Origin of the sequence: Neorhizobium sp. T6_25 (genome assembly GCF_002968555.1) — a bacterium.
Lineage (GTDB): Bacteria > Pseudomonadota > Alphaproteobacteria > Rhizobiales > Rhizobiaceae > Neorhizobium.
On sequence record NZ_PVBL01000007.1, the window covers coordinates 217,419 to 241,421 of the forward strand.

The 24,003-nt window shown below is 62.3% G+C and carries 21 protein-coding genes; 13 read left to right on the top strand and 8 right to left on the bottom strand.

Annotated features, from left to right (window positions below; translation table 11 throughout):
* Positions 1 to 24 precede the first annotated feature (24 nt).
* Together mazG and C5L10_RS12290 are read right to left on the bottom strand one after the other, a co-directional pair.
* Positions 25 to 858, bottom strand: a complete 834-nt coding sequence (gene mazG / locus C5L10_RS12285; RefSeq protein ID WP_105429948.1) for a nucleoside triphosphate pyrophosphohydrolase — start codon at positions 856 to 858, stop codon at positions 25 to 27.
* Between the two features lie 24 nt (positions 859 to 882).
* Positions 883 to 1,461, bottom strand: coding sequence for a nucleoside deaminase (locus C5L10_RS12290; RefSeq protein WP_105429886.1), 579 nt, complete (start codon positions 1,459 to 1,461; stop codon positions 883 to 885).
* A 235-nt stretch (positions 1,462 to 1,696) separates the two neighbouring features.
* Here C5L10_RS12290 and cysG point away from each other — a divergent pair, with 235 nt between their 5' ends.
* From cysG to C5L10_RS12315, 5 genes are all read left to right on the top strand, one after another.
* Positions 1,697 to 3,151, top strand: coding sequence for a siroheme synthase CysG (cysG, locus tag C5L10_RS12295; protein ID WP_105429949.1), 1,455 nt, complete (start codon positions 1,697 to 1,699; stop codon positions 3,149 to 3,151).
* On the top strand, positions 3,148 to 3,462 hold the full coding sequence (locus tag C5L10_RS12300) for a DUF2849 domain-containing protein (RefSeq protein ID WP_105401274.1): 315 nt from the start codon (positions 3,148 to 3,150) through the stop codon (positions 3,460 to 3,462). Before cysG ends, C5L10_RS12300 begins: the two co-directional genes overlap by 4 nt.
* Positions 3,463 to 3,469: 7 nt before the next feature.
* Positions 3,470 to 5,143: a nitrite/sulfite reductase gene (locus C5L10_RS12305; protein ID WP_105429887.1), complete on the top strand. Its 1,674-nt coding sequence runs from the start codon at positions 3,470 to 3,472 to the stop codon at positions 5,141 to 5,143.
* 8 nt (positions 5,144 to 5,151) lie between these two features.
* Positions 5,152 to 5,661: a DUF934 domain-containing protein gene (locus C5L10_RS12310; RefSeq protein ID WP_105429950.1), complete on the top strand. Its 510-nt coding sequence runs from the start codon at positions 5,152 to 5,154 to the stop codon at positions 5,659 to 5,661.
* A gap of 147 nt (positions 5,662 to 5,808) precedes the next feature.
* A complete protein-coding gene (locus tag C5L10_RS12315; RefSeq protein ID WP_105429951.1) occupies positions 5,809 to 6,636 on the top strand; it encodes a ferredoxin--NADP reductase in 828 nt (275 codons plus the stop codon).
* Positions 6,637 to 6,835: 199 nt separating this feature from the next.
* Here the strand turns inward: C5L10_RS12315 and C5L10_RS12320 are convergent, their stop codons facing one another.
* Positions 6,836 to 7,276 carry a hypothetical protein gene (locus C5L10_RS12320; RefSeq protein ID WP_105429888.1) on the bottom strand — a complete coding sequence of 147 codons (441 nt, stop codon included), beginning with the start codon at positions 7,274 to 7,276 and terminating at the stop codon, positions 6,836 to 6,838.
* 43 nt (positions 7,277 to 7,319) lie between these two features.
* Between C5L10_RS12320 and C5L10_RS12325 the strand changes: the two genes are divergently transcribed.
* Positions 7,320 to 8,513 carry a nucleoid-associated protein gene (locus C5L10_RS12325; RefSeq protein WP_245447984.1) on the top strand — a complete coding sequence of 398 codons (1,194 nt, stop codon included), beginning with the start codon at positions 7,320 to 7,322 and terminating at the stop codon, positions 8,511 to 8,513.
* Positions 8,510 to 9,496 carry a GTP pyrophosphokinase family protein gene (locus C5L10_RS12330; RefSeq protein ID WP_105429889.1) on the top strand — a complete coding sequence of 329 codons (987 nt, stop codon included), beginning with the start codon at positions 8,510 to 8,512 and terminating at the stop codon, positions 9,494 to 9,496. Before C5L10_RS12325 ends, C5L10_RS12330 begins: the two co-directional genes overlap by 4 nt.
* A 75-nt stretch (positions 9,497 to 9,571) precedes the next feature.
* On the opposite strand, the gene uvrB is transcribed toward C5L10_RS12330, so the two are convergent.
* Both uvrB and C5L10_RS12340 read right to left on the bottom strand, forming a co-directional pair.
* Positions 9,572 to 12,640 carry an excinuclease ABC subunit UvrB gene (gene uvrB / locus C5L10_RS12335; RefSeq protein ID WP_105429890.1) on the bottom strand — a complete coding sequence of 1,023 codons (3,069 nt, stop codon included), beginning with the start codon at positions 12,638 to 12,640 and terminating at the stop codon, positions 9,572 to 9,574.
* A gap of 92 nt (positions 12,641 to 12,732) precedes the next feature.
* Positions 12,733 to 14,751: a bifunctional diguanylate cyclase/phosphodiesterase gene (locus C5L10_RS12340; protein WP_172717004.1), complete on the bottom strand. Its 2,019-nt coding sequence runs from the start codon at positions 14,749 to 14,751 to the stop codon at positions 12,733 to 12,735.
* A 311-nt stretch (positions 14,752 to 15,062) separates the two neighbouring features.
* Between C5L10_RS12340 and C5L10_RS12345 the strand changes: the two genes are divergently transcribed.
* Both C5L10_RS12345 and C5L10_RS12350 read left to right on the top strand, forming a co-directional pair.
* A complete protein-coding gene (locus C5L10_RS12345; protein WP_105429892.1) occupies positions 15,063 to 16,535 on the top strand; it encodes a DUF1800 family protein in 1,473 nt (490 codons plus the stop codon).
* A 3-nt stretch (positions 16,536 to 16,538) separates the two neighbouring features.
* The gene (locus C5L10_RS12350; RefSeq protein ID WP_105429893.1) at positions 16,539 to 17,717 is read left to right on the top strand and encodes a DUF1501 domain-containing protein; all 1,179 of its coding nucleotides are present in this window, start codon (positions 16,539 to 16,541) and stop codon (positions 17,715 to 17,717) included.
* A 24-nt stretch (positions 17,718 to 17,741) separates the two neighbouring features.
* Here the strand turns inward: C5L10_RS12350 and C5L10_RS12355 are convergent, their stop codons facing one another.
* Genes C5L10_RS12355 through C5L10_RS12365 form a run of 3 tightly spaced genes read right to left on the bottom strand, consistent with a single transcriptional unit; the run spans position 17,742 to position 19,252 of the window.
* On the bottom strand, positions 17,742 to 18,245 hold the full coding sequence (locus tag C5L10_RS12355) for a GNAT family N-acetyltransferase (protein ID WP_105429894.1): 504 nt from the start codon (positions 18,243 to 18,245) through the stop codon (positions 17,742 to 17,744).
* A gap of 12 nt (positions 18,246 to 18,257) precedes the next feature.
* Positions 18,258 to 18,848, bottom strand: a complete 591-nt coding sequence (locus tag C5L10_RS12360) for a hypothetical protein (RefSeq protein ID WP_105429895.1) — start codon at positions 18,846 to 18,848, stop codon at positions 18,258 to 18,260.
* Positions 18,849 to 18,862: 14 nt separating this feature from the next.
* The gene (locus C5L10_RS12365) at positions 18,863 to 19,252 is read right to left on the bottom strand and encodes an acyl-CoA thioesterase (RefSeq protein ID WP_046637759.1); all 390 of its coding nucleotides are present in this window, start codon (positions 19,250 to 19,252) and stop codon (positions 18,863 to 18,865) included.
* Between the two features lie 211 nt (positions 19,253 to 19,463).
* Between C5L10_RS12365 and C5L10_RS12370 the strand changes: the two genes are divergently transcribed.
* The 4 genes from C5L10_RS12370 (at position 19,464) to C5L10_RS12385 (ending at position 23,934) form a co-directional block, all read left to right on the top strand.
* Complete coding sequence (locus C5L10_RS12370; protein ID WP_105429896.1) at positions 19,464 to 21,302, top strand: methyl-accepting chemotaxis protein; 1,839 nt, start codon at positions 19,464 to 19,466, stop codon at positions 21,300 to 21,302.
* A gap of 139 nt (positions 21,303 to 21,441) precedes the next feature.
* Positions 21,442 to 22,020: an NAD(P)H-dependent oxidoreductase gene (locus C5L10_RS12375; RefSeq protein ID WP_105429897.1), complete on the top strand. Its 579-nt coding sequence runs from the start codon at positions 21,442 to 21,444 to the stop codon at positions 22,018 to 22,020.
* A 120-nt stretch (positions 22,021 to 22,140) separates the two neighbouring features.
* Positions 22,141 to 23,601, top strand: a complete 1,461-nt coding sequence (locus C5L10_RS12380) for an extensin family protein (protein WP_105429898.1) — start codon at positions 22,141 to 22,143, stop codon at positions 23,599 to 23,601.
* Between the two features lie 9 nt (positions 23,602 to 23,610).
* Positions 23,611 to 23,934 carry an MmcQ/YjbR family DNA-binding protein gene (locus C5L10_RS12385; RefSeq protein ID WP_105429899.1) on the top strand — a complete coding sequence of 108 codons (324 nt, stop codon included), beginning with the start codon at positions 23,611 to 23,613 and terminating at the stop codon, positions 23,932 to 23,934.
* Positions 23,935 to 24,003: the final 69 nt, after the last annotated feature.

Genomic DNA, 24,003 nt, shown 5'->3' on the forward strand with positions numbered 1-24,003 from the left:
TGGCTTGGCTGGCCAAAGTATCCGTCAGCCGAGCTTCCGTTCGATCGCCTTGGCGGCCTGCCAGAGTTCTTCCATGCGTTCCAGCGTGGCAGCCTCCAGCGTCTCATTCGATTGTTGAAGAGATGTTTCTATATAATTGAACCGTCGCCTGAATTTTGTATTCATGCCGCGAAGCGCCTCTTCCGGATCGGCTTTCACATGCCGGCCGATATTGACCAGCGCGAAGATGAGATCGCCGAGTTCGTCGGTAACCTTGTCCTGGTTTCCGTCGCGCAGAGCTTCGCGCAGTTCCCCGATCTCCTCCTCGATCTTGTCGAGGATCGGTTCGGCCGCCGACCAATCGAAGCCGACCTTTGCCGCCCGCTGCTGCAGCTTCAGCGCCTCGGTCAGCGCTGGCTGGGCTCGATGGACGCTTCCGAGGTATCCGAGCTTGAAATCCTCGGTAATGCCGCGCCGCGCCCGCCGCTCGGCCCGCTTGCGCTTCTCTTCCGTCTTGATGTCGTCCCACTGCAGCTTCACCGCGTCCGGCGTCGCCGCATCGGAGACGGCGAAGACATGCGGATGCCGGCGGATCATCTTTTTTGTGATCGCCTCAACGACATCGCCGAAGGAAAATTCTCCGGCTTCCTCGGCCATGCGGGCGTGGAAGACCACCTGCAGCAGCAAGTCGCCCAGCTCCTCGCAGAGATCGTCCATGTCGTTGCGCTCGATCGCATCGGCGACCTCATAGGCCTCCTCGATCGTATAGGGCTTGATGGTCGAAAAATTCTGTTCGAGGTCCCAGGGGCAGCCGGTGACGGGCGTCCTGAGCGCCGCCATGATCTCGATCAGCCGCGAAATATCCTTCGATGCTTCCATCATCTTGTCCTTCAATGCCGGATGTCAGGCGAGCGGAATGGTGTTTTTGTCCTTGCCGGACTGGTAGATGCCGGAAAGCCCGTCATATCGGGCTTTGATCCGGCTGGTCTGGGTCTTGAGGCCGGCACGGAGCGGCTCGCCTTCGCTCTCGACCAGGTCGGCAATTGCGTAGGAATGCCAGAAGGCGTTGTTGTGCCGGTAACCGCCGGGCTCCAGGCCGAAAACCTCCTTGAGGATCTTCAGGTCATGCGGGATGGCGAAGGCGTCGCGCGAATCCTCGTGGCTGAAAAAATAATAGAAATTGTCGAAACCGGCCCAGGTGACTGCCGACATGCACATCGTGCATGGTTCGTGAGTCGAGAGGAAAATCAGGTCCTTGGTGGGAAGATCTCGTGTAGTTTCATAGAAACGCTTCAGCGTGTGCACTTCGCCATGCCAGAGCGGATTTTCGAGCTCGTTATTGGTCTCTGCTATCACCAGAGACAGGTCCGATTTCTTGAGGATCGCCGCGCCGAAAACCTTGTTGCCGGTGGCGACGCCCTTTTCCGTCAGGGGCAGGATGTCGTTTTCGATGACGTCGAGAAGGCGGGCGGCGATTGTCATGGGAACTCTTTATCGCAAGGTGTCTAGGCAGTTTATGGCGCGGAACGAGAGGATCGGGGCAAGAAACACTATAGTCTACAGAAATACTGGAGAAATATCGTCTGCGGTGGCTTTTGCTCAAGAACCGGTTGATCGTAAAACAGAAATACCGGCTCACAATCCACTTCGCATATCCATTCCTTCAATTCCGCCGTCTTATTGTGGATATTGCTGTCATATGATTCAGGATACCCGCATGTCTCCAAGCCAACAACGCCTGTCGGTCTTTCCGGCTTTCTTCCGCGTCTGCGGACGGAGCGTTGTCGTGTTCGGCAATGGCGACGAAGCCTATGCCAAGGCCCGGCTGCTGCGCAACACCGATGCGGAGATCGTTGCTTACGTCTCCGCACCTGATGCGGACTATTCCGGCTGGCTGGCCGCTCAGGGCATTGACACCGTTCATTCGGATTTTTCGCCGGATCAGCTCGCAGATCAGGTCAAGGGCGCGGTGCTGGTGTTCGCCGCAACCGGCGACGCCGCCCTGGATCGTGCGATCGTCACTGCCGCCCGCGCCGAAAAGGTGCCCGCCAATGCGGTCGATCAGCCGGATTTCTGCGATTTCTACACGCCGGCCCTCGTCAACCGCGCACCGGTCGCCATCGCCATCGGCACGGAAGGTGCCGGCCCGGTGCTCGCCCAGATGATCCGCGCCCGCATCGACCAGATGCTGTCGCCGTCACTAGGCGTTCTCGCCCGTCTCGCCGCCGAATATCGCGATGCCGCCGAACGGCTGGTGCCGCGCGGCGTATCACGCCGGATCTTCTGGCGCCGGTTTTTCTCGGGCGACGTCGCGAGCGCCGTCGATGCCAACGATATCGCCACCGCCCGCCGCTCGGCCAATGCGCTGCTGTCGACCACCGGTCGCGCCGCGGGCCATGTCTGGCTGGTCGGGGCCGGCCCGGGTGCCGAGGACCTTTTAACACTGCGTGCCCAGCGCGTGCTGATGGAGGCCGACGCGATCGTCTTTGACGCGCTGGTGCCGCAGGCGATCGTCGACATGGGCCGCCGTGATGCCGAGCGCCTGTCGGTCGGCAAGCGCAAGAACTGCCATTCGAAATCCCAAGACGAGATCAACAGGCTGCTGGTCAGGCTCGGCCGCGAAGGCAAGCGCGTCGTGCGTCTCAAGTCCGGCGATCCCCTGATCTATGGCCGCGCTGGCGAGGAAATGGCGGCACTGCGCGACGCCGGGGTCACTTACGAGATCGTACCGGGCATCACGTCCGCCTTTGCGGCAGCCGCCGATTTCGAACTGCCGCTGACGCTGCGCGGCGTCGCCTCGTCGCTGATCTTCACCACCGGCCACGACCTGACCGGCGACGTTCTGCCCGACTGGGCAAGTCTTGCGATTTCCGGCGCGACGATTTCCGTCTATATGGGCCGAACGGTTGCCGCCTCCGTCGCCGAACGCCTGATGGGCGCCGGCCTTGCCCCGGAAACCACCGTCGCCGTGATCGAAAATGCCAGCCGCGCCGACCGCCGGCTCTTCCACGGCGTTCTTCGCGAGCTGCCGGACCTGGAAGCGCGCGAGGATCTCTCCGGCCCGGTCATGGTGATCATCGGCGAAGCCGTCGCCGGTGCGAATTTCGAAAAGTCCGAACCGCTTTCCCATGGTAAGATGCCGGTTCGCGAGAAAATGGAACAGACAAGATGACCGACAAGGTTTTGACCGCCAACCGCCTTTCCGACGGCATCGCCGTCTGGCTCGATGCGAACGGCCAGTGGGTGGAAAACCTGCAGGACGCGATCGTCGCCCGCCATCCCGAGGCCGTGGCTTCGTTGGAAGCGATCGGCAAGCGCGATTTTGCGCAGAACCTGGTTGTTGACGTCGCTGTCATCGACGTGCAGGAGCAGGACGGCAAGCTCTGGCCGCTGCGTCTTCGCGAACGTATTCGTGCCCAGGGCCCGACCATGGAATATGCTGCCGGATATCGCCCTGCCGATCCGGCCTTCATCGCAGTTTGAGGAAGTCATGTACCGTTACGACGAATTCGACCACGCTTTTGTTTCGAGCCGCGTGGAGCAGTTCCGCGATCAGGTCGGCCGCCGCCTCGCCGGTGAACTGGCCGAGGACGCGTTCAAGCCCCTGCGCCTGATGAACGGGGTCTACCTCCAGCTTCACGCCTACATGCTACGCGTCGCGATCCCCTACGGGACGCTGAATGCCAGGCAGATGCGGATGCTCGCCCATATCGCCCGCAAATACGACCGCGGCTACGGGCATTTCACCACACGCCAGAACATCCAGTACAACTGGCCGAAACTCTCCGACACGCCGGATATCCTGGCTGAGTTGGCAAGCGTCGAGATGCATGCGCTGCAGACCTCGGGCAACTGCATTCGCAACGTCACCGCCGACCATTTCGCCGGTGCTGCCGCCGACGAAGTCGCCGATCCCAGGCCTTACGCCGAGATCCTGCGCCAGTGGTCGTCGGTCCACCCGGAATTCTCGTATCTGCCGCGCAAGTTCAAGATCGGCGTCACCGGCGCCGAGCGCGACCGCGCCGCGATCCAGGTGCACGACATCGGCCTGCACCTGAAAAAGAACGAGGATGGCCAGATCGGTTTTGCCGTCTATGTCGGCGGCGGGCAGGGCCGTACCCCGATGATCGCCAAGAAGATCAAGGATTTCCTCCCCGAGGAGGACCTCCTCTCCTACACGACCGCGATCATGCGCGTGTACAATCTGCACGGCCGCCGCGACAACAAGTACAAGGCGCGCATCAAGATCCTCGTCCACGAGACCGGTGCCGAGGAACTGGCCCGCCAGGTGGAGGAGGAGTTCTCCCATCTGCAGGGCACCGAGCTGAAGCTGCCGGAGAAGGACATCCAGGCGATCGCCGCCTATTTCGCGCCGCCGGCCCTGGTCGACCGCGCCGAAGGCTGGCCGCAGCTTGCCGGCTGGAAAAAGACCGACGAGAATTTCGCCCGCTGGGTCGACCAGAACGTCAAGCCGCACAAACATCCCGACTACGGCATGGTGACGATATCGCTTAAACCCATCGGCGGCATTCCGGGCGACGCTTCCGACGTGCAGATGGATGCCATCGCCGATCTGGCGGAAGAGTTCGCCTTCGACGAGATCCGCATCAGCCACGAGCAGAACGTCATCCTGCCGCATGTGGCGTTGGCCGATCTCGAGCCGCTCTACCGCGCGCTGGTCGCCCATAATCTCGCGACCGCCAATGCCGGGCTGATCACCGACATCATCGCCTGTCCTGGCTTGGACTATTGCGCGCTGGCGAACGCCCGTTCGATCCCGCTGTCGCAGGAAATCTCCACCCGCTTCGGTTCTCCGGAGCGCCAGGCCGAGATCGGCGAGCTCAAGATAAAAATTTCCGGCTGCATCAATGCCTGCGGCCATCACCATGTCGGGCATATCGGCCTCCTGGGCGTCGAGAAGAAGGGCGCCGAGCTCTACCAGATCACGCTTGGCGGTTCCGGCGACGAGAACACCTCGATCGGCGAGATCATCGGCCGCGGCTTCGAGCCGAACAAGGTGACCGATGCGGTGGAAACCATCGTCGATACCTATCTCGGCCTTCGCCTCGCAAAGGAGGAGACCTTCCTCGAAGCCTATCGCCGTGTCGGGCCGCAGCCTTTCAAGGAAGCGCTCTATGGCGATACCAAGGCGGAGGCGGCATGATGACCCAAGTGCCAAGAATCTGGAGAGAAACCGGCTTCGTCGAAAACGACCCCTGGGTGATCGAGACCGAGGAGGTGAAGGCGACCGAGGACCAGAAGGTGCTGCTGCCGCTCGACGAGATGATCGCGCGGGCCGAGGAGAGCAACGATGTCGGCCTCGGCGTGCTGATCCGCCCGGCGGACGACGTGCGCAAGCTCGAACCCTATCTCTACCGCATCGAGATCGTCGCGGTGGATTTTCCGGCCTTCAACGACGGCCGCGCCTTTTCGCATGCCTCGCTGCTGCGCGACCGGCTGGCCTACAAGAACGAGCTGCGCGCGGTCGGCGACGTGCTGATCGACCAGGTGCCTCTGATGCTGCGCTGTGGCATCGACAGCTTTTCGGTGAAGAATGCCACGGCGCTGAAGCGGCTCGAGGAGGGCCGGCTGCCGGGCATCGCCGAGCACTACCAGCCGACGGCCCGTCACGCCGAAAAGGGCGAGGGCTACAGCTGGCGGCGTCGCACCGTGACGGCCTGAGGCCGGGGAACGACCGGCCGGAAGGTGAATTTCCCGCACACATTTTCTGAAAGGCCCGCGACAAAGGCACGCGGATGCCTTCAAATGCGGGACCAGATGGTATATTTCGCTTTTGCGAAGAACGACGAGACGAAGAGACCGATAGGCATGAACGCTCCAGCAAAGACGGAAGAATTCGCAGTGGCCCAGGTTCAGGCAAAGATCCCGGATGGCGTTTATGCCGAGACGGTGCTCGCCGTCGAACATTACACCGACCGCCTGTTCCGCTTCCGCATGACCCGACCGGCCGGTTTCCGCTTCCGTTCGGGCGAGTTCGCGATGATCGGCCTGATGGTCGGCGACAAGCCGGTCTACCGCGCCTATTCGATCGCCAGCCCGGCCTGGGACGAGGAGCTGGAATTTTTCTCGATCAAGGTGCCGGACGGTCCGCTGACCTCGCACCTGCAGGCGATCAAGCCGGGCGACACGGTGCTGATGCGCAAGAAGCCGACCGGCACGCTGGTGCTCGATGCGCTGACGCCCGGCAAGCGGCTCTACATGTTCTCGACCGGCACCGGCATCGCCCCCTTCGCGAGCCTCATCCGCGACCCCGAAACCTACGAAAAATTCGACGAGGTCATCCTCACCCATACCTGCCGCGACATCGCCGAGCTGAAATACGGTTTCGACCTGGTGCACGAGATCAACAACCACGAATTCCTGCACGAGATCGTCGGGGACAAGCTCAAGCACTACCCGACCGTGACCCGCGAGGATTTCCAATATCGCGGCCGCATCACCGACCTGATCGAGTCCGGCAAGCTGTTTACCGATCTCGGCGTCCCGGCGCTCGACCCAGCCGTCGACCGCGGCATGATCTGCGGCTCGACCGCGATGCTGAAGGACACCAAGGACCTGCTCGAAAAGGCCGGTCTGGTCGAAGGCTCCAACAACAAGCCCGGCGAGTTCGTCATCGAACGGGCATTTGTGGGGTGAGAGGCGACGGCCTGCGGCCGGCAAAACGCTCCAGTGGAGCGTTTTGAGCCTCGAACGCCCTGAGCTAAAGCGAAGGGCCGGGATACGGTGCGGCATACGCGGCCCCTGCACCACCGGCGCGGCGCTGCTGGATTCCTGTCACAAGGACGGGAATGAGGGGACGTGTGGCTGCCCCCGCCGCGGCGTAAAAACCGCGCCCCTACTGCCCCAGCAGGTCGCGAAGGCTCCAGGGTTCGTCGCCGGACTGGTCGGCGATGTCGTTCACCTTCCAGCCGCCGTTTTCGCGCACCAGCGTATAGAAGAGCGTCGCCGAGCGCTTGCCGTTGCGGAAGGACACTTCCAGCTCGGCCGTGTCGCCGAAGACGATCGGCGGGGAAAGCTGGATATTGCTGGCGACGCCATCCTGCCCGGCAAGGATCGGATCGAAATCCACCGCCTCGCCATTCGCCGTCAGGCTCTCGTTGAGCGCTTCGGAAAAATAGGCGGAATAGGGCGAGGGCGCATCGTCCTCGGCTGGGTCGATCGTGTCGGCATAAAGCGATTTGATTAGCGCCTGCGGCGACTTGTAGACCCGCGCCTCGGCGCCGGCCGCAGCCAGCAGGGAAAACAGCAGTCCGAAGACGATGGCCGGCATGCGCATGGATGAGTCGTTCCCCGTTTGGATGTGAGGAGATGTTTAGGGGATGGAGGGGTGGAAGGATAGTGGGAGTGGGGGCTATGGGGATGTCATTAATCGCCTCAACTTCCGCTTGCAAACCAAGGCGAAACTGAAACTATTGCTCATCAGGGATTCGTTTGGCGCTAAAGGGGTAGGGGCGATGCCGATTGAGAATGTGACTATCAACCGCATCTGTTTGCATGAAGTTTATCGGCGCTCTGATGAGGGCGTGGTGGTTCGACCGACGTATGGTGCCGGTCTTCTGAAGCTAGAACTTGATGCACTTGCTGCCTTCCGCAGCAGAGTAGTTGCCGCCTTCAAGAGCACGGCACAGTGCATGGAAATGATTATCCGAGAGCATGGCGAAGGCAGCGTGATAGCCCATGGTGCTCATTTAATTACCACACAAAATCCGGAGTTCGTTAAACACTCTGCGGTTTTTGCGGATGCATTAGCAACGGCTCAGGGGTCACGCCAAATTCCCGGCGGCCTGATGGTAATATTCGATGGTACGCTAGGTAATCCGGCAACTCCGTTCTTTGGTGTCATGAAGGCTGAACTTCATGAGGGTTTTATCAAGACAGCAGACCTTCAAGCGCGCTTTGTTTCCGATCTGTTTCTTAGTCCAAAGACAAAGCTCTACAAGATTGGTCTGTTTGTCAGCGATGGTTTCGATGCGCGTCCCAAGCTACCCGACGGATGGACCGTGACAGTATATGACAGTGCGATGACTGCATCCCAGCGCGACAACGCGGCCACTTATTTTCACAGCACATTCCTCGGCTTGGATATCCCGGACAACTCAGCTCAACAGGTGAAGAAGTTCTTTGAACAGACCAGAGCCTTTATAAAGGGAGCCAATATAGCCGAAGAGCAGAAAGTTGACCTTTACAATGGCCTCTATACCTATCTGAAACTTGATCGCGGTAATACTATACAGACAGCACGGTTCGCAGAATCATTCATGGATGACGTTATGTCGGATGAGTATCTTGAGCATATGCGTCGGGAAAAATTTCCCCAAGGCGCGATAGCAAAGGACCTCTCTGAAATTGCGGGTGTCCTGCGCCTCAGGAAGTTTAGGTTCCCTCGAGCCATAACTCTCTCCGGTCCGCCCGACGCCGTAAGAGATTTAGTTGTGGTCTCTGCAATTAAAGGTGAAGACGGGGCCGCTTGGACCCAAATCACAATCCGAGGCCAGATCGAGGCGCAAGAATGAGCAAAGAAGAGCAGCTTCTTGACCGATGGTACGCCGAGAAGACGGCGTATCTCGCATGGGGCAAGCTCATTTCCGAGCAAGTGCAGATGCGACTTGCTCCATTGATTGCCCCGCAAATACCCCAGCACTTTCTGCGAACGCTTGTGGCGCCAAGGTTAAAAGATGATCAGAAACTCATCGAAAAGGCATTCTTTCGCAATAAAGCATATACGAATCCATATGACGACATCACCGACAAGGTAGGCACACGCTTCGTCGTCCTGCTGGGAAGCGATATAAGGCAAGTCGAAACAGCGCTGACTTCAATTGAAGGCTGGACATTCTCTAAGGATCGCGATTATGAAGAGGAACAAAAGAAGAACCCTTCTGTGTTCGATTATTCTGCGGTTCACTTTGTGGTCAAGCCTGACACGGAAGCGGAATTTGAGGGTGTTCAGATACCTGCAGGGACGCCTTGCGAAGTTCAGATCAAAACCCTTCTTCAGCACGCTTACAGCGAGTTGACCCATGACACAATTTATAAGCCGCAGATCCAGGCAACGCCAGTTATGCAGCGAAACGCCGCAAAAGCGATGGCGCTACTCGAAGCTACCAACGACTATTTTGAGAAGGTTGCGGACGATGTCAGCAGTGCCCTGTCCTCAGTTCGTAAGATGACGGCCGACCTCGCGAATATTTACCGCGAAGCCGTAGGTATCGACCCAAAGCCTACGGTATTGGAAGGTATGCTTCTTGAGGCGTACGATGAGCTGGCGGCCAGAGATGGCGTTGATCAGGTGCGTTTACTTATGGCAGAAAATAAATACATCGCGGAGCGTATCAGGGATCATGTGGTGCAACGAAATCCAATATTTTCCCAGCCTTCTGTACTTCTTGTGTACCTAGCGGTCCGCAAATCTGTCCGAGGGGCAGTTGGTAAATGGCCACTCACCCCAAGTGAAATGGAACCCTTGCTGAACGATCTTGGTGAGAGCAACAATTGAAGAGTTTCTAACTTGGAAATGTTAGAATCGTCTCCTCTTTTAGTGCGCTCTACGGGAGAAACTGAAGCCAGCCTCTCACCGCCCCGGCCGCCCCGTTTTCCCCTTCGTCCGGCTCTTCCGCTTTTGCTCGCCCGCATCCTCATAACTTCCCGCACCGACCTTGCCGCGCACGAGGGGGCGGGGGTCGTCGGTGGGTCCTCGGGTCAAGCCCGAGGATGACGGCGTTGAGGTTGCCGATGACGGTGGAGAGGTTGAGGATGACGGTTTCGGCGGAAGCTTGCCGGTGACCGGTTTTTCGGTGCGGCCGACGGTCATTTCGTCGAGGTCGTTCTTGCGGAACAGCGATGGCTTGGCGGGTTCGGCGATGTCGCGGCCCATGTCGTCGAGCTTGGGTTTGGCGAAGAGGGAGGTCGAGGGTGTGGAAGCACCCCCCTCTGTCCTGTCGGTTTGGGTCGAGCCACGGGTCTCGACCCGTCCTTCGGACCCCGCCTCAAGGGGGGAGATCGGCCCGCGGTTGGCTCTTGCGCCACCTTTGCCGTTTCCACCCTTGCCGTTTCCGCCCTTGCCGCTGCCGCCTTCGACGGCGCGGGCTTCGTCTCTCGCGATCGGGTCGTCCATGACGGCGAGTTCGGCGGCCTTGAGGCGTTTGATTTCGTCGCGCAGGCGGGCGGCCTTTTCGAAGTCGAGGTCGGCGGCGGCGTCGCGCATCGATTTTTCGAGCGCGTTGAGATGGGCCTGCAGGTTGTTGCCGACCAGGTGGCCGCCATCGGCAAAACCCTTGCCGGAGACGCCGGAAATGTCGGCGCGGACGTGGTCGCGTTCGTAGACCGAGTCGAGGATGTCGGAGATCCTGGCCTTCACCGATTCCGGCGTGATGCCGTTGGCGGTGTTGAATTCCATCTGCTTTTCGCGGCGGCGGGCGGTTTCGTCCATGGCGCGCTGCATCGAGCCGGTGATCTTGTCGGCATAGAGGATGACCTTGCCGTCGACGTTACGCGCGGCTCGCCCGATGGTCTGGATGAGCGACGTCTCCGAGCGCAAGAATCCTTCCTTGTCGGCGTCGAGAATGGCGACGAAACCGCATTCGGGAATGTCGAGGCCCTCGCGCAGCAGGTTGATGCCGACCAGCACGTCGAAAGCACCCAGGCGAAGATCGCGGATGATCTCGATGCGCTCCAGCGTGTCGATGTCCGAATGCATGTAGCGCACGCGAACACCCTGTTCATGCAGGTATTCGGTCAAATCTTCGGCCATGCGCTTGGTGAGTACCGTACACAGCGTCCGGTACCCCTTGGCGGCGGTCTCGCGGATTTCGCCGAGCACGTCGTCGACCTGGGAGCGGGCGGAACGGACTTCCACCGGCGGGTCGATCAGGCCCGTGGGGCGGATGACCTGTTCGGCGAACACGCCGCCGGACTGTTCCATTTCCCAGTTGCCGGGCGTGGCCGAGACGGCGACGGTGAGCGGGCGCATCGCATCCCATTCCTCGAAGCGCAGCGGCCGGTTGTCCATGCAGGACGGCAGGCGGAAACCGTATTCGGCGAGCGTCGCCTTGCGGCGGAAGTCGCCCCGGTACATGCCGCCGATCTGGCTGACCGAGACATGGCTTTCGTCGATGAACAGCAGGGCGTTGTCGGGGATGTATTCGAACAGGGTCGGCGGCGGCTCGCCGGGATTGCGGCCGGTGAGGTAACGCGAATAGTTCTCGATGCCGGCGCAGGAGCCGGTCGCTTCCAGCATCTCGATATCGTAGCGGGTGCGCTGTTCCAGCCGCTGCGCCTCGAGCAGGCGGCCGCCCTTTTCGAGCTCGGCGAGGCGCAGCTTCAGCTCGTCCTTGATCGCCTTGATGGCGCCGTTCAGCGTCGGGCGCGGGGTGACATAGTGCGAATTGGCGTAGATCTTTACCGATTTCAGGTCGCCCACCTTATGGCCGGTCAGCGGGTCGAACTCGGTGATCGCGTCGATCTCGTCGCCGAACATCGAGATGCGCCAGGCGGCATCCTCCAGGTGGGCCGGGAAGATTTCGATCGTGTCGCCGCGCACGCGAAACGATCCGCGCACGAAATTGATGTCCTGGCGCTTGTATTGCTGGGCGACGAGGTCGGCCAACAATTGACGTTGATCCAATCGGTCGCCGACTGACATCTGGAAGGTCATCGCCGTATAGGTCTCGACCGAGCCGATACCGTAGATGCAGGAGACCGAGGCGACGATGATGCAGTCGTCGCGCTCCAAGAGCGAACGGGTGGCGGAGTGGCGCATCCGGTCGATCTGTTCGTTGATCGAGGATTCCTTCTCGATGAACGTGTCGGAGCGCGGCACATAGGCTTCCGGCTGGTAATAGTCGTAATAGGAGACGAAATATTCGACCGCATTGTCCGGGAAGAAGTTCTTGAACTCGGAATAGAGCTGCGCCGCCAGCGTCTTGTTGGGCGCGAGGATCACCGCCGGGCGCTGGGTCGCCTCGATCACCTTGGCCATGGTGAACGTCTTGCCGGAGCCGGTGACGCCGAGCAGGACCTGGGAGCGCTCGTTGTCGTTGATGCCCGCCACCAGGTCGCGGATGGCGGTCGGCTGGTCGCCGGCGGGCTCGTAGTCCGACGACATCCGGATGGTGACGCCGCCCTCGGACTTTTCCGGCCGGGCGGGGCGGTGCGGCGTCCACAGCTTGCCGTCCTTGAACAGCGGGTTGCCGCTCTCGATCAGCGCCGACAGCGCTTCGACCGTGGCGGTGACCGCGCCGGAGGCGAGGTTCTCGGCGTCCTCCAGCGACGTATCCATGCCGGCGACCGGGTTGAGCCCGGCGCGGGCGCGCGTCTTCGGATCCGACGAGGCGCCGATCGACACGCCGCGGGCGGTCTTCGAGGCGGTGGTGTTCTTGGCGGTGGTCGGGGCCGACTTGGCGGCCTTGATGGCTTCCTCACGCGCCGCGATCTCTATTCTCTTGCGGTGCTTGCCGGCCTTGGAGGCGATCTCGCGCTGCGTCTCGACGCCGGACGCTTCCGCCTCCGCCTCGAGCTGCTTCACCCAGTCGGATACGCTGCCTTGCAGAGGCGCGCCTTCGAACGACGATTGCGGGGCCTCCTCGAAACCGTTGTGATTTTTCGGGTTCGAGGCGGGCGATTTTTTCGGTGATCTGGCCATGCCGCGAATATGGAGAGACTCGTCGCGAAAGTGAAGAGGGGCAGGTCACAAAACGAGTACAAAAGGGAAACGGATTTTGGGGGCGCAGGCGGTTACGCCACCTGGCGCTGGGTGACGGCGCGGCGGCATTCGATCCAGCCGGGGATGCGTTCGGCCGGCATCGGGCGGCCGAAGAAATAGCCCTGGGCGAACTGGCAGCCGAGCGCTTTGAGGGCGTTTGCCTCTTCCTCGCTCTCGACGCCTTCGACCACCACTTCCATCGACAATGCCCGCCCGAGGCCGGCCATGGCGCCGACGATCTCCTGGTTCTGGCGGCTGAGATGGACGTTGGTGATGAAGCGACGATCGAGCTTCAGCCGGTCGACCTTGAGCGCCACCAGATAGGCGAGCGAGGAATGGCCGGCGCCGAAATCGTCGACGGCGAGCTTGTAGCCGGATCGCTCGATGCGCTTCAGCTGCTCGCCGGCAACCAGCGTGTCGAGGATCGCCTCCTCGGTGATCTCGATCTCGAACAGCGCCGGATCGATGCGGTGGGCGGTGGTGATGCGGTCGAGCACGTCGGTGACCGAATAGAGGTCGAACTCGCGCGGCGAGACGTTGATCGCGACGGTTGCCCGCGGCAGGCCAAGCGCGGGCAGGCGGGTCAGCAGGCCGCAAGCGGCTTCGGCGATGGTCGCGGTCAGCCGGTCGGCAAGGTTGGCCGCCTGGGCCGCGGCGACAATTTCCGGCGGCGCGATCGGTCCGAGATAGGGATGGTGCCAGCGCACCAGCGCCTCGAAACCGGTGATCTCCTGGGAGGCGAGATCGACCTGCGGCTGGAACCAGGCTTCGACGTCGCCGGCATCCAGCGCGTCGGCGAGTTCGTGTTCGATCTGGTTCTGGCGGTCGGCCTGGGAGCGGAAGGCGGGCTCGAATTCCCGCCACTGGCGCCGGCCGCCGTCCTTGGCCCGGTAGAGCGCCATGTCGGCGCTGATGAACAGGTCTTCGGCGGTATCCGCATGCAGCGGAAAAAACGCAACCCCAATCGAGGTGCCGACCACTGTCGGCTGGCCCTCGAGCATCACCGGCTGCCGGCTGCGGTCGAGGATGCCTGCCGCCAGCTCGCGCGCGAGTTTTCCCGCGTCGGCGCCGCCGAGAATGATCGCGAACTCGTCGCCGCCGAGCCGGGCGATGGTGCCCCTGCCGTCGACCGCCGAGCGCAATCGGTCGCTGACCTCGACGAGCAGGGCGTCGCCGGCGCTGTGGCCGAGCGTATCGTTGACCGTCTTGAAACGGTCGAGATCGAGGATGAGGAGGGCCAGTTGCTCCTCCGCGGCGCGGGCAGCGGAAATCCCCGTATCGAGGGCGGCATTGAAGGCGGCACGGTTGGCAAGCCCGGTCAGCGGATCGCAATTGGCCAGCACTTCCAGCCGGTAGTTGGCGCGCAGGATGTTCGAATTGGCACTGGAGAGGGAATCGGCAAGCGCCGTCGCCTTCAGTTTGCCGAGCACGTTGCCGACGAAGGTCGCCTCGCTGGTGCGGCTGCTGCGGATCAGTACCATCGTCAGCGCCACGACATCGATGGTGAGGAGCCAACCGCCGGCGCCGCCGCTGACGGCAAGCGAAGCCATCACCGAGATGTTGGGCGGTATGGCGAAGGCGAGGGAGACCGGGTTGTGTCCGACACCCATCAGGACCGCCCCGGTCGCCATGCCGCACATGATCAGATAGAGGCCGCTATCTCCGCCGAGCGCATGGAAATTGGGCACTGTCAGCGGAAGAGCCGCCCAGGCGAGGCCGCTGACGAGCGCTCCGAAGGTCAGCACATCCAGCGCCTGCTGCGGAGCGTGTTCCACGGTTTCCCAACGCGTCAGGATCGAGGCCAGGGCGACGCGCAGGAGCAGGCTTGCGATCACCGCCGCGAACCAGAGGCCGGCCGAAAGGGTCAGGCCACGGTCAATCGTGGTGACGAAAAGCGCCGAAGCGGATATCGCGGCATTGGTGGCGAGCGTCGAGGTCAGGCGCTCGAGCATGGTCGAAGCCTGTGCTCGCTTCACGTCCAGTGCGAGGGCCGGGTCGATTTGACCTGTTCTGAGTTCGGCTTCCATCGATCTGCTTGGGCTGGAGTTCATGATCAACGCCGACACTATCGAACGGCGGCGATAAGAAAGTCTTGCTTTCGGGAGATCTCTCTCAAGCCGAGCTGTTTATCCTAAATGAATAGGTAATCGTCCGCCGTCTGCGCCTCAATATTGAGCGAATGCCTGCGAGTTGTTCTGAGGCCGGGTCAGATCCTGCAATAAATCGGATTTTTCGCGCGTCGCTGGAACTTCCGGGGCGGTCACGAATTACAAATTGTCCATGTCACGAAATGGCCGCAATTCCTGTTGGTTTCCACCACATTTTTTCGGGACTCTGAGGGGGTCCAACGAGGAGTGATTCAATGGCTCTTCCCACCCCGACCCTGGCCGCCATCCGATACGGTTATGGTTTTCGTCCCGGCGAAGAACCGCCCCGTGATGTCGAGGCGCTGCTGGGGCAGATCGAGGAAGGGGCTTCCGAAAAGCCCCGTTTTCCGCGCGAGGGTATAGCCGGCCGGCTAGACACGGCAACCCGTGTCGTTTCGCTCCTTGCCGCCGAGGCGAAAGCCCGCAAGGCCGGCAATCCGAACGAAGACGTCCGCAAGGCAACCCAGAGCGAGGCGCGGCGCATCTACAGGCAGGATGCGATGGCGCGGCTTGCCCAGGCGATCCATTCGCCGCTCGGCTTCTATGAGCGCCTTGCAAGTTTCTGGGTCGACCATTTCTCGACCAGCGTGATGAAGTCGCTGCCGATGCGGATGATCGTGCCGCTCTATGAAGCGCAGGCGATCCGCCCCAATCTCGGCGGTTCCTTCACCAAGCTGCTGTCCGCCGCCATCCTGCATCCGGCCATGCTGATCTATCTCGACCAGGACCAGAGCGTCGGGCCTGACTCCGTTGCCGCCCGCAAGAACGGCCGCGGGCTCAATGAAAACCTCGGCCGCGAGCTGCTCGAACTCCACACCCTGGGCGCCGGCAGCGGCTATACCCAGGAGGACGTGCGTGCCTCAGCGCTGATCCTGACGGGACTTTCCGTCGACAATCGCGCCATGCAGGTCGTCTATCAGCCGCGGTTCGCCGAGGCGGGACCTGTCAACCTGCTCGGCCGGACCTATCGGGACGACGAGGGCGATGGCCAGGACCACGTGCTGATGCTCGAAGACCTGGCTGCCAACCCGAAGACCGCGCAGCATATCTGCGGCAAGCTCGTCCGGCATTTCGTAGCCGACGATGCACCCCCGGAAATGGTCGCGGCGATGGTCGCCGCCTGGACGAAGAGCCGGGGCAATCTGACTGAGGTTTATCGCGCCATGCTCGCCCATCCGCGTGCCTGGTCGGATCCCGGCCGGAAGATCAAGCAGCCGTTCGAATTTGTGGTTTCCGGTTTCCGCGCGCTCGATCTGCCGGAGAGGAATTTCGGCAATCTGCTGCGCGACATGGACGACGGCGACGAAGACGAGAGCCCGGTCCAGAAGGCCATGGACCTGACCGGCATGGCGGCGAGGGAAGACACCAAGAAGAAGGCGGGGCGCGCCAATGCCCTGACGCTCGGCGCCCTGCAGCGGATGGGCCAGCCGATCTGGCAGCCGCCGAGCCCCGCAGGTTTTGCGGACGAAGCCGGCGTATGGCTGACCCCGAGCCAGCTGAGCGAGCGGATTTCATGGTCGCGAATGGTCGCGCGTCTCTTCGGGCAGAAGATGGAGCCTTCCGTCTTCCTTCAGGCGGCACTTGCCGATGCCGCCCATCCCGAGACCAGCAGAATCATCGCGCAGGCGCCCAACAAGGTTCACGGCATCACGATGGTGCTGGCGTCCCCTGAATTCAACAGGAGATAGGAAATGAGCTTTCAACACGGCTTTCCGTTGTCCCGTCGCGGTTTCCTGGCCGGTGCATGCTGCGCGGCGGGGGCCTCCATCCTGACGCCTGTCAGTTTTGCTGCGATGCCCGGCGACAACCGGTTCGTGACGATCATCCTGCGCGGCGCCATGGACGGGCTCGATTTCGTCCAGCCATACGGCGATCCTGCCTATGCGGCGCTGAGGCCGAAGCTGGGCTTGAGGCCCGATACCGGCCTCATCGATCTCGACGGTTTCTTCGGGCTCAATCCGGCGGCCTCCGCGCTGATGCCGTTGTGGCAGGCGGGCGAACTCTCCTTCGTGCACGCGGTCTCGACGCCCTACCGGGACCAGCGCAGCCATTTCGATGGCCAGGATATGCTGGAGACCGGCGGCAACGGCAAGGGCGAGCGCACCGGCTGGCTGAACCGCACGCTCGCGGTCATCCCGCGCTCGAACGCCCGCAAGGCGATCGACATCAATACCTCGATGGAACTGATCCTCAGCGGTCCGAACGAGGCGGATTCCTGGTCGTCCCAGAGTAACTTCGCGCTTGCCGAAGACGAGATCGCCTTTCTCGACCGCCTCTATGCCGGTGATCCGGCTTTTGCGAAAGCTATGGAGGAGGCGAAGAAGACCGATATATCGGCGGACTCCCTTTACGCCGACAGCAAGCGTGGCGCGGGTATTGCCGACATGGCGCGCCTTGCCGGCGGCATGCTGCGCGAGGACTACCGGATCGCCAGCTTCTCGATCAACGGCTGGGACACCCATGTGGGCCAGCAGGGGCAGTTCAGGAAAGCCGTCGGCGATCTCTCGACCGCGATCCTGACGCTGAAGGCGGCGCTCGGCGAAGACGCCTGGAAGAAGACCGTCGTAGTGGCGATGACCGAATTCGGCCGCACGGCACGGGAAAACGGCACCAACGGCACCGACCACGGAACCGGCGGGCTTGCGGTGCTCGCCGGCGGAGCGATCCCGGGCGGCAAGGTTTTGGGCAAATGGCCGGGCCTCTCCGAAGACAAGCTGCTCGACCGCCGCGACCTGGTGCCGACCGGCGACGTGCGCGAGGTCGCCGCCGCCATGCTCTACAGGCAGTTCGGCATCGAGCCCGACACTCTCACCGCCAAGGTCTTTCCCGGCCTGAGTTTCGATACGTCCTCGGCCTATCTGAGGGGTTAGGCGGGCCGAGGTACGGCCGGCATTTCACGGATGAGGGTGCCGGAATACCAGATCGACCGGATCTCGGCGCGGCGCCGTGGAATCCAGGCTGGACCCCATCCGCTCGGCGAGTTTGCGGAACCGGATGTTGTCGGGGTGGATATAGCTCACCAGGGTCTCGAGGCCGCGCGTCGTGAAGGCCCAGTTCCGCAATGCGACGGCGGCTTCATATGCGTAGCCTTTTCCCTCGGCCCCCGGGTAAACGAACCAGCCCAGTTCGTGTTCGGGAAACAGTGGGCCGTGATTGATGCCTACCTGTCCGAGACACAGGCCGGTCTCGCGTTCCTCGATCATCAATGCGCCGTGTCCCATCAGCGTCCATTGACCGATGTCGCTGCAGAACAGGCCCCAGGCTGCATCCTCTGAAAACGGACCTCCCATGAAGGCGGCGCGTGGGGAAAACATCAGTCCGGCAAACTCGGGCCAATCCTCCATCCTCTGGGGACGCAGGATCAGGCGCTCGGTTTCGAGAGTGGGTATCGATGTCATTTTACCCGGTGCCTATGTCAGGATGTCGTAGACGCGAAAGATCCAATAGAACTGGTAGGTGAGCGCGAAGATGACGAATGCCGCGTGGTAGCGCCGGTCGGCGGTGATCGCGGCGATGATGCCGAGCACGATATAGACCGCGGTGCGGACAGGATATTCGTAGCCGAGCGACAGGAAATAATGCCATCCCTTCAGCGCCGTATCGATGATGTCGGTGACGAGCATTGCCGCCAGGAAACCGAAGAACCAGCTCCGCCGCGACAGGAAATAATGTTCGTAGCTGTCGTAATCCTGCATCGAGGTCGGAAAGAGCAGGGCGCAGAGGAAGAAGAACAGCGCGCAAAAGGCGATCAGGAAGAGATAGGCCGCAAAACCGATGACCGGCAGGGCGTGCAGCCGGTATTCCCACCACCAGAAGTGCACCAGGAACAGGAACAGGAACGCCACCCAGCCGAGATGGACGGGGTAGATGCGGGCGGCGCGCGGATGTTGGACGATGCCGGCGAGGCCGTTCAGCAGCCGCGCCAAGCTGAGGCTCACCACCATCCCCATGACCACGCGGATATGCGTGAAGGTTTCGGCGGCGGTTGCGGCGGCGTCCATCGCTGTTCCTCGCTTTATTCCTCGGCCGGCACCGGAACCGGGCGGCCCTCCTCGTCGAGGGCCACCATGATGAAGGTCCCTGCGGTGACTTTCTCGATCATCCGGTGGCGTGCCCGCTGCGCCCAGGCTTCCACCATAAGGGTGATCGACGAGCGGCCGACGCGGGTGATTTCCGTGTAGATGTTCAGCGTGTCGCCGATCTTGACCGGCAGTTCGAACGCCATTTCCTTGACCGCCGCGGTGACCACGCGGCCGCGGGCGCGTTCGGCGGCGCGGATGCCGCTCGCCAAGTCCATCTGCGCCATCACCCAGCCGCCGAAAATATCGCCGGCCGCGTTGGCATCCGCCGGCATTGCCAGGGTGCGGAGCGTCAGTTCGCCGGTCGGTTTGGCCTTTTCGGTCATCGTCATCTCTCTTTCGAAGCGGTTTGCAGGGCGACTCCTCCCGCCGCGAGACTAACCGGACGCGAGGAGGAAGGGAACTCCGATAAAAAACTCTTCAAGATCAATAATTTAGACTGAACTAATGCGCGTTGACCGCGATTTTTGAGGGCTTCACCACCTGGTAACCAACGACCATTAGAATTTAAGGCGAATTGCACATAAGGGGGGTCCCATGCAACGTCTCGCCATTTCCTGGCGCCTTTATAGTCTCGTGCTCCTGTCGCTCGTCATTCTCGGCGGCGCCATGACCTTCAGCCTGTTCCAGAGCTACGCCTCGTCGGAACGGGAACGGAAGGCGGGCCTTGCCCAGATGAACGATGTGGCGCTGACCGTGCTCAAGAAATACCAGGCTCTGGAGGCTTCCGGTGCCATGACCCGCGAGCAGGCCCAGAGCGAGGCCAAGGCCGTCATCTCGGTGATGCGTTACGGCGAAGGCAGCGGCTATTTCTGGATCAACGACATGCTGCCGCGGATGATCATGCATCCGATCAAGGCGGAGCTGAACGGCAAGGACCTGTCGAACGACAAGGATCCGAACGGCAAGTTCCTGTTCGTCGAGTTCGTCAACGCCGTCAAGGCAAGCGCGACCGGCAAGGGCTTCGTAGATTACTACTGGCCGAAACCCGGCGCCGAGCAGCCGGTCGAGAAATATTCGCACGTCGCCGGTTTCGCCCCCTGGGGCTGGATCGTCGGCACCGGCGTCTATGTCGACGACCTGCACGCCATGTTCCGGCGCGATGCGATCAACTTCGCCTCGATGTTCGGCATCGGCGCGCTGGTGCTGATCGCCGGCGCCACCTTCGTGGTCAAGACGGTGACCGGCCCGATCGGCAAGATCAAGCAGGCTCTGCAGTCGATCGCATCGGGCGAGGCTCGTGTCACCGTGCCGTGCACCGAACAGAACAACGAGATCGGCGAAATGGCCCGGGCGCTCTCCGTGCTGCGCGATTCGGTCGACGAACGCGCCCAGTTGCAGGCGCGCGAGGCCGAACAGGCCCGCATGATCGCCAGCGAGCGCTCCGACAACGAGCGCACGATGACGGCCGCCGCCGAACGCCAGGGACGCGCGATCAGCGAGCTCGGCCGGGCGCTCGAGGCGCTGGCCGGGGGCGATCTTTCCGTGGCGCTCTCCGATATCGGCGAGGACTATGCGAAACTCCGCCACGACTTCAATGCCGCGGTCAGTTCGCTGCATCAGGCGATCGCGGCGATTTCCGAGACCAGCCTTGTCGTACGCGACAGCGCCTCGGATATTTCCGGAGCGACGGGCCACCTGTCCAAGCGCACCGAACAGCAGGCAGCGGCGCTCGAAGAGACCGCAGCAGCGCTCGACGAGATCACCGCAACCGTCCGCACCGCCTCGGAACGCGCGGTCGAGGCGCGCACCATGGTCAGCGAGACCAAGGACAGCGCCGGCCGTTCGGGCGAGATCGTCCGCAATGCGATCGACGCCATGGGCCGGATCGAGGAGAGCTCCAACCGCATCAACCAGATTATCTCGGTGATCGACGAAATCGCCTTCCAGACCAACCTGCTCGCGCTGAATGCCGGCGTCGAGGCGGCGCGGGCAGGCGAGGCGGGACGCGGTTTTGCGGTCGTGGCGCAGGAAGTGCGCGAACTCGCGCAGCGCTCCGCCAATGCCGCCAAGGAGATCAAGACGCTGATCAGCAATTCCGCCCGCGAGGTGGAAGGCGGCGTGGCGCTGGTGCGCTCCACCGGGGATGCGCTGGTCGAGATCGCCACCCTGGTCGAGCGGGTCAACGCCCATGTGGACACGATTGCGACGGCCGCCCGCGAACAGGCGACCGGGCTTCAGGAGATCAATTCCTCCGTCAACCACATGGACCAGATGACCCAGCAGAACGCGGCGATGGTCGAGGAAACCACCGCCGCGAGCCAGACGCTTGCCGAGCAGAGCCTGCACCTGCAGGGCCTTCTTTCGGCCTTCAGGCTTGCTGATGGCGGACGTGGGGCGACCTCCGGTCATGTGTCGCGCGCCCGCGCCGCCTGATCCGCACTGATCACGCTGAGAAACAAAGGCCGCCGGCGCGACAAGCCCGGCGGCCTTTTGATGCCGGCCGCATTGACCGGGGTCAAATACGCGGACCTCCGTTGCCCCTAACGCTGGGGCACCTTCAACGGAGAATATGATGACGAGGATCGTGATCATCCAAGGACACCCGGACGCCTCGGAGCCGCATCTCTGTCATGCGCTGGCCGACGCCTATGCCAGGGGAGCCGAGGCCGGCGGGCATTCGGTCGAGCGCATCGAACTCGCCCGCATCGGCGTGCCGTTCCTGACCTCGCAGAAGGAACAGCAACAGGGGCCGCTCAGCCCGCCGATCCACGACGCGCAGGTGAAGATAAGACGGGCGGATCATCTCGTCTTCGTTTATCCGCTCTGGCTCGGGTCCATGCCGGCGCTGGTCAAGGCGTTCCTGGAACAGGTGGCGCGGCCGGGCTTTGCCTACGATACGTCGCGGGGTCCGTTCGACAGCGGCCTTCTGAGCGGCAAGTCGGCGCGGGTGGTGATCACCATGGGCATGCCCGCCTGGTATTACAGGATCGTCTACGGCTGCCACAGCCTGAAGGCGCTGAAAGTAGGCATCCTGCATTTCGCCGGTATCCGGCCGGTACGGGCGACTTTGGTGGGCGAGGTCAATGCCGGGAATTTCGATGGCGCGAAATGGGTCGCCATAATGGCGGCCACGGGAAGGCGAGCGTCCTGAAACGATCGCAAATTGCATCGAAAGGTCACGAAAGAGCCTTGATTTCTCAAAGGTTCATTTACCGACTTTGCCTAAACTCCATGCGTGTGTCATTTCGGCACCGGAAGAGTGGCAACTGGTATGGCGTATGCTCCCCTTTCTCGGCGGGTGATCGGCTCGCTGATCATCCCGACAATGCTGGCTGCCTGTTCCGCCGGGGATCTCGTTCCGCCCGCGCCGATCGACAATGGCCGGGTCGGGGCGATCCAGCCGATGCGCGATATCCCGGGCGAACGGGTTTCCCAGCAGGCCTATCCGACGAGCCCCGCGCCGGTTTCGCAGGCAAGCGGTGTCGACTACGCGAACACGCCAAACCTCGCCGGCACCGGTTACCCCAATTCGGCATATCCGGGTTCTAGCGCCAATGACGGCAGCCATTACCTGCGGGCACCGGCTCAGGTGCAGTCCGCGCCCCAGAATGCCCCCTTGAATGCACCCATGTCGCAGCAGCCATCCGGCGCCCGCCAGGGCCGCCTGCCGATGATCGACAGCGACGAGGCGATGCAGCAGCAGGCGTCCACCGGAGGCCGCAACGCGACCCGCAATGCCGGACCGATGACCATTCCGGAAGAGGGCGTCAACATCGACGCCGAGCTCGGTTTCGGTCCCGACGAGAGCGACGTGACGGGACTTGCCGAAGAGCAGGATTCCGATATCGCCGAAGGTGTCGGCGACCAGCCCGTCGTCGACGGCATCGGCACCGACAATCCGCGTGCGCTGCAGCCACGCCGCCAGCCGATCTCGCAGCAGATGCCCCAGTCCATGAACGACGACCGCGTGCTCGTGCCGCCGAAACGCCAGGGCGCCGGCCTGCAGGGCGACCTCACGAACAACGAGATGACGTGGAGCGATGGGTCGCGCGTCATCCCGCCAAGCAGGGCGCCTGCCGGCAACCAGCAGGTGGCGATGCTGCGGCCCGACAATCCGATGAACGACAGCGGCCCGATGAGCCAGCGCGACATGCCCTGGCAGCGCGATGTGATGCCGCGGTCGGAAGTGAGCTGCCGCGCGGAACTGAAGAGCCTCGGCGTCGAATTCGACGACCGGCCGCCCATCGACGCAGGCCCGAGCTGCAGGGTGCCTTATCCGGTAAAGCTCTCCGGCCTGTCCGGCAATATCGACGTCAAGCCGGCCGTCACTCTGAACTGCCAGACGACGCTCGCCTTTGCCAAGTGGGTGAAGAACGAACTCGCCCCTTCCGCCCGTTACCGCTATCTCACCGGCATCCAGAAGATCGTGCCGATGGGCGGCTATTCCTGCCGTCGGATGAACAACAGCAATCAGCGCAACAACCCGATGTCCGAGCATGCAAAGGGCAACGCCATCGATATCGGCCAGATCGTGCTGAAGGACGGCCACGAGATCGACGTGCGCAAGAAGGGCCTGTTCTCGATGCGCGAAGGCGGCCTCCTGAAGGCGGTGCGCAACGACAGCTGCAAATATTTCAACACCGTGCTGGGTCCCGGCAGCAATGCGGAACACTGGAACCATTTTCACTTCGACCTGCGCTCCCGCAGGAGCGGCAAGCGCTACTGCAGCTGAGGTTCGACGATGGCCGATGCCGACATGCTCCGCAACCTGGCCCTCTCCCTGGAAGGAACCTCCGAAGCGCCGCATTTCGACAGGGTGGCGTTCAAGGTCAGGCGCATCTACGTGACGCTGGCGGCCGATGGCCTGACCGCGAATTTCAAATTCACGCCGGACGAACAGCAGATCAAATGCGAGATGCTGCCGAACGCCTTTCCGCCGGTCCAGAATGCCTGGGGCCGCCGGGGATGGACGACGGCTGTCCTCTCGGAATTCGAAGAGCCGGATCTCCGCGACGCGCTGGAAACGGCGTGGCGGCATGCGGTTTCCGGCAAACGCCGCGCCTGAACTGCCCAGGCCCGATACGCGGGGGATACAGGGAGGCTGTCAACCTGTGGACATTAATCCTCCATAAAC

Coding starts and splice junctions, on each gene's coding strand:
- mazG (WP_105429948.1), bottom strand. CDS start 858: ATGGAAGCATCGAAGGATATTTCGCGGCTGATCGAGATCATGGCGGCG.
- C5L10_RS12290 (WP_105429886.1), bottom strand. CDS start 1,461: ATGACAATCGCCGCCCGCCTTCTCGACGTCATCGAAAACGACATCCTG.
- cysG (WP_105429949.1), top strand. CDS start 1,697: ATGTCTCCAAGCCAACAACGCCTGTCGGTCTTTCCGGCTTTCTTCCGC.
- C5L10_RS12300 (WP_105401274.1), top strand. CDS start 3,148: ATGACCGACAAGGTTTTGACCGCCAACCGCCTTTCCGACGGCATCGCC.
- C5L10_RS12305 (WP_105429887.1), top strand. CDS start 3,470: ATGTACCGTTACGACGAATTCGACCACGCTTTTGTTTCGAGCCGCGTG.
- C5L10_RS12315 (WP_105429951.1), top strand. CDS start 5,809: ATGAACGCTCCAGCAAAGACGGAAGAATTCGCAGTGGCCCAGGTTCAG.
- C5L10_RS12320 (WP_105429888.1), bottom strand. CDS start 7,276: ATGCGCATGCCGGCCATCGTCTTCGGACTGCTGTTTTCCCTGCTGGCT.
- C5L10_RS12325 (WP_245447984.1), top strand. CDS start 7,320: ATGGAGGGGTGGAAGGATAGTGGGAGTGGGGGCTATGGGGATGTCATT.
- C5L10_RS12330 (WP_105429889.1), top strand. CDS start 8,510: ATGAGCAAAGAAGAGCAGCTTCTTGACCGATGGTACGCCGAGAAGACG.
- uvrB (WP_105429890.1), bottom strand. CDS start 12,640: ATGGCCAGATCACCGAAAAAATCGCCCGCCTCGAACCCGAAAAATCAC.
- C5L10_RS12340 (WP_172717004.1), bottom strand. CDS start 14,751: ATGAACTCCAGCCCAAGCAGATCGATGGAAGCCGAACTCAGAACAGGT.
- C5L10_RS12345 (WP_105429892.1), top strand. CDS start 15,063: ATGGCTCTTCCCACCCCGACCCTGGCCGCCATCCGATACGGTTATGGT.
- C5L10_RS12350 (WP_105429893.1), top strand. CDS start 16,539: ATGAGCTTTCAACACGGCTTTCCGTTGTCCCGTCGCGGTTTCCTGGCC.
- C5L10_RS12355 (WP_105429894.1), bottom strand. CDS start 18,245: ATGACATCGATACCCACTCTCGAAACCGAGCGCCTGATCCTGCGTCCC.
- C5L10_RS12360 (WP_105429895.1), bottom strand. CDS start 18,848: ATGGACGCCGCCGCAACCGCCGCCGAAACCTTCACGCATATCCGCGTG.
- C5L10_RS12365 (WP_046637759.1), bottom strand. CDS start 19,252: ATGACCGAAAAGGCCAAACCGACCGGCGAACTGACGCTCCGCACCCTG.
- C5L10_RS12370 (WP_105429896.1), top strand. CDS start 19,464: ATGCAACGTCTCGCCATTTCCTGGCGCCTTTATAGTCTCGTGCTCCTG.
- C5L10_RS12375 (WP_105429897.1), top strand. CDS start 21,442: ATGACGAGGATCGTGATCATCCAAGGACACCCGGACGCCTCGGAGCCG.
- C5L10_RS12380 (WP_105429898.1), top strand. CDS start 22,141: ATGGCGTATGCTCCCCTTTCTCGGCGGGTGATCGGCTCGCTGATCATC.
- C5L10_RS12385 (WP_105429899.1), top strand. CDS start 23,611: ATGGCCGATGCCGACATGCTCCGCAACCTGGCCCTCTCCCTGGAAGGA.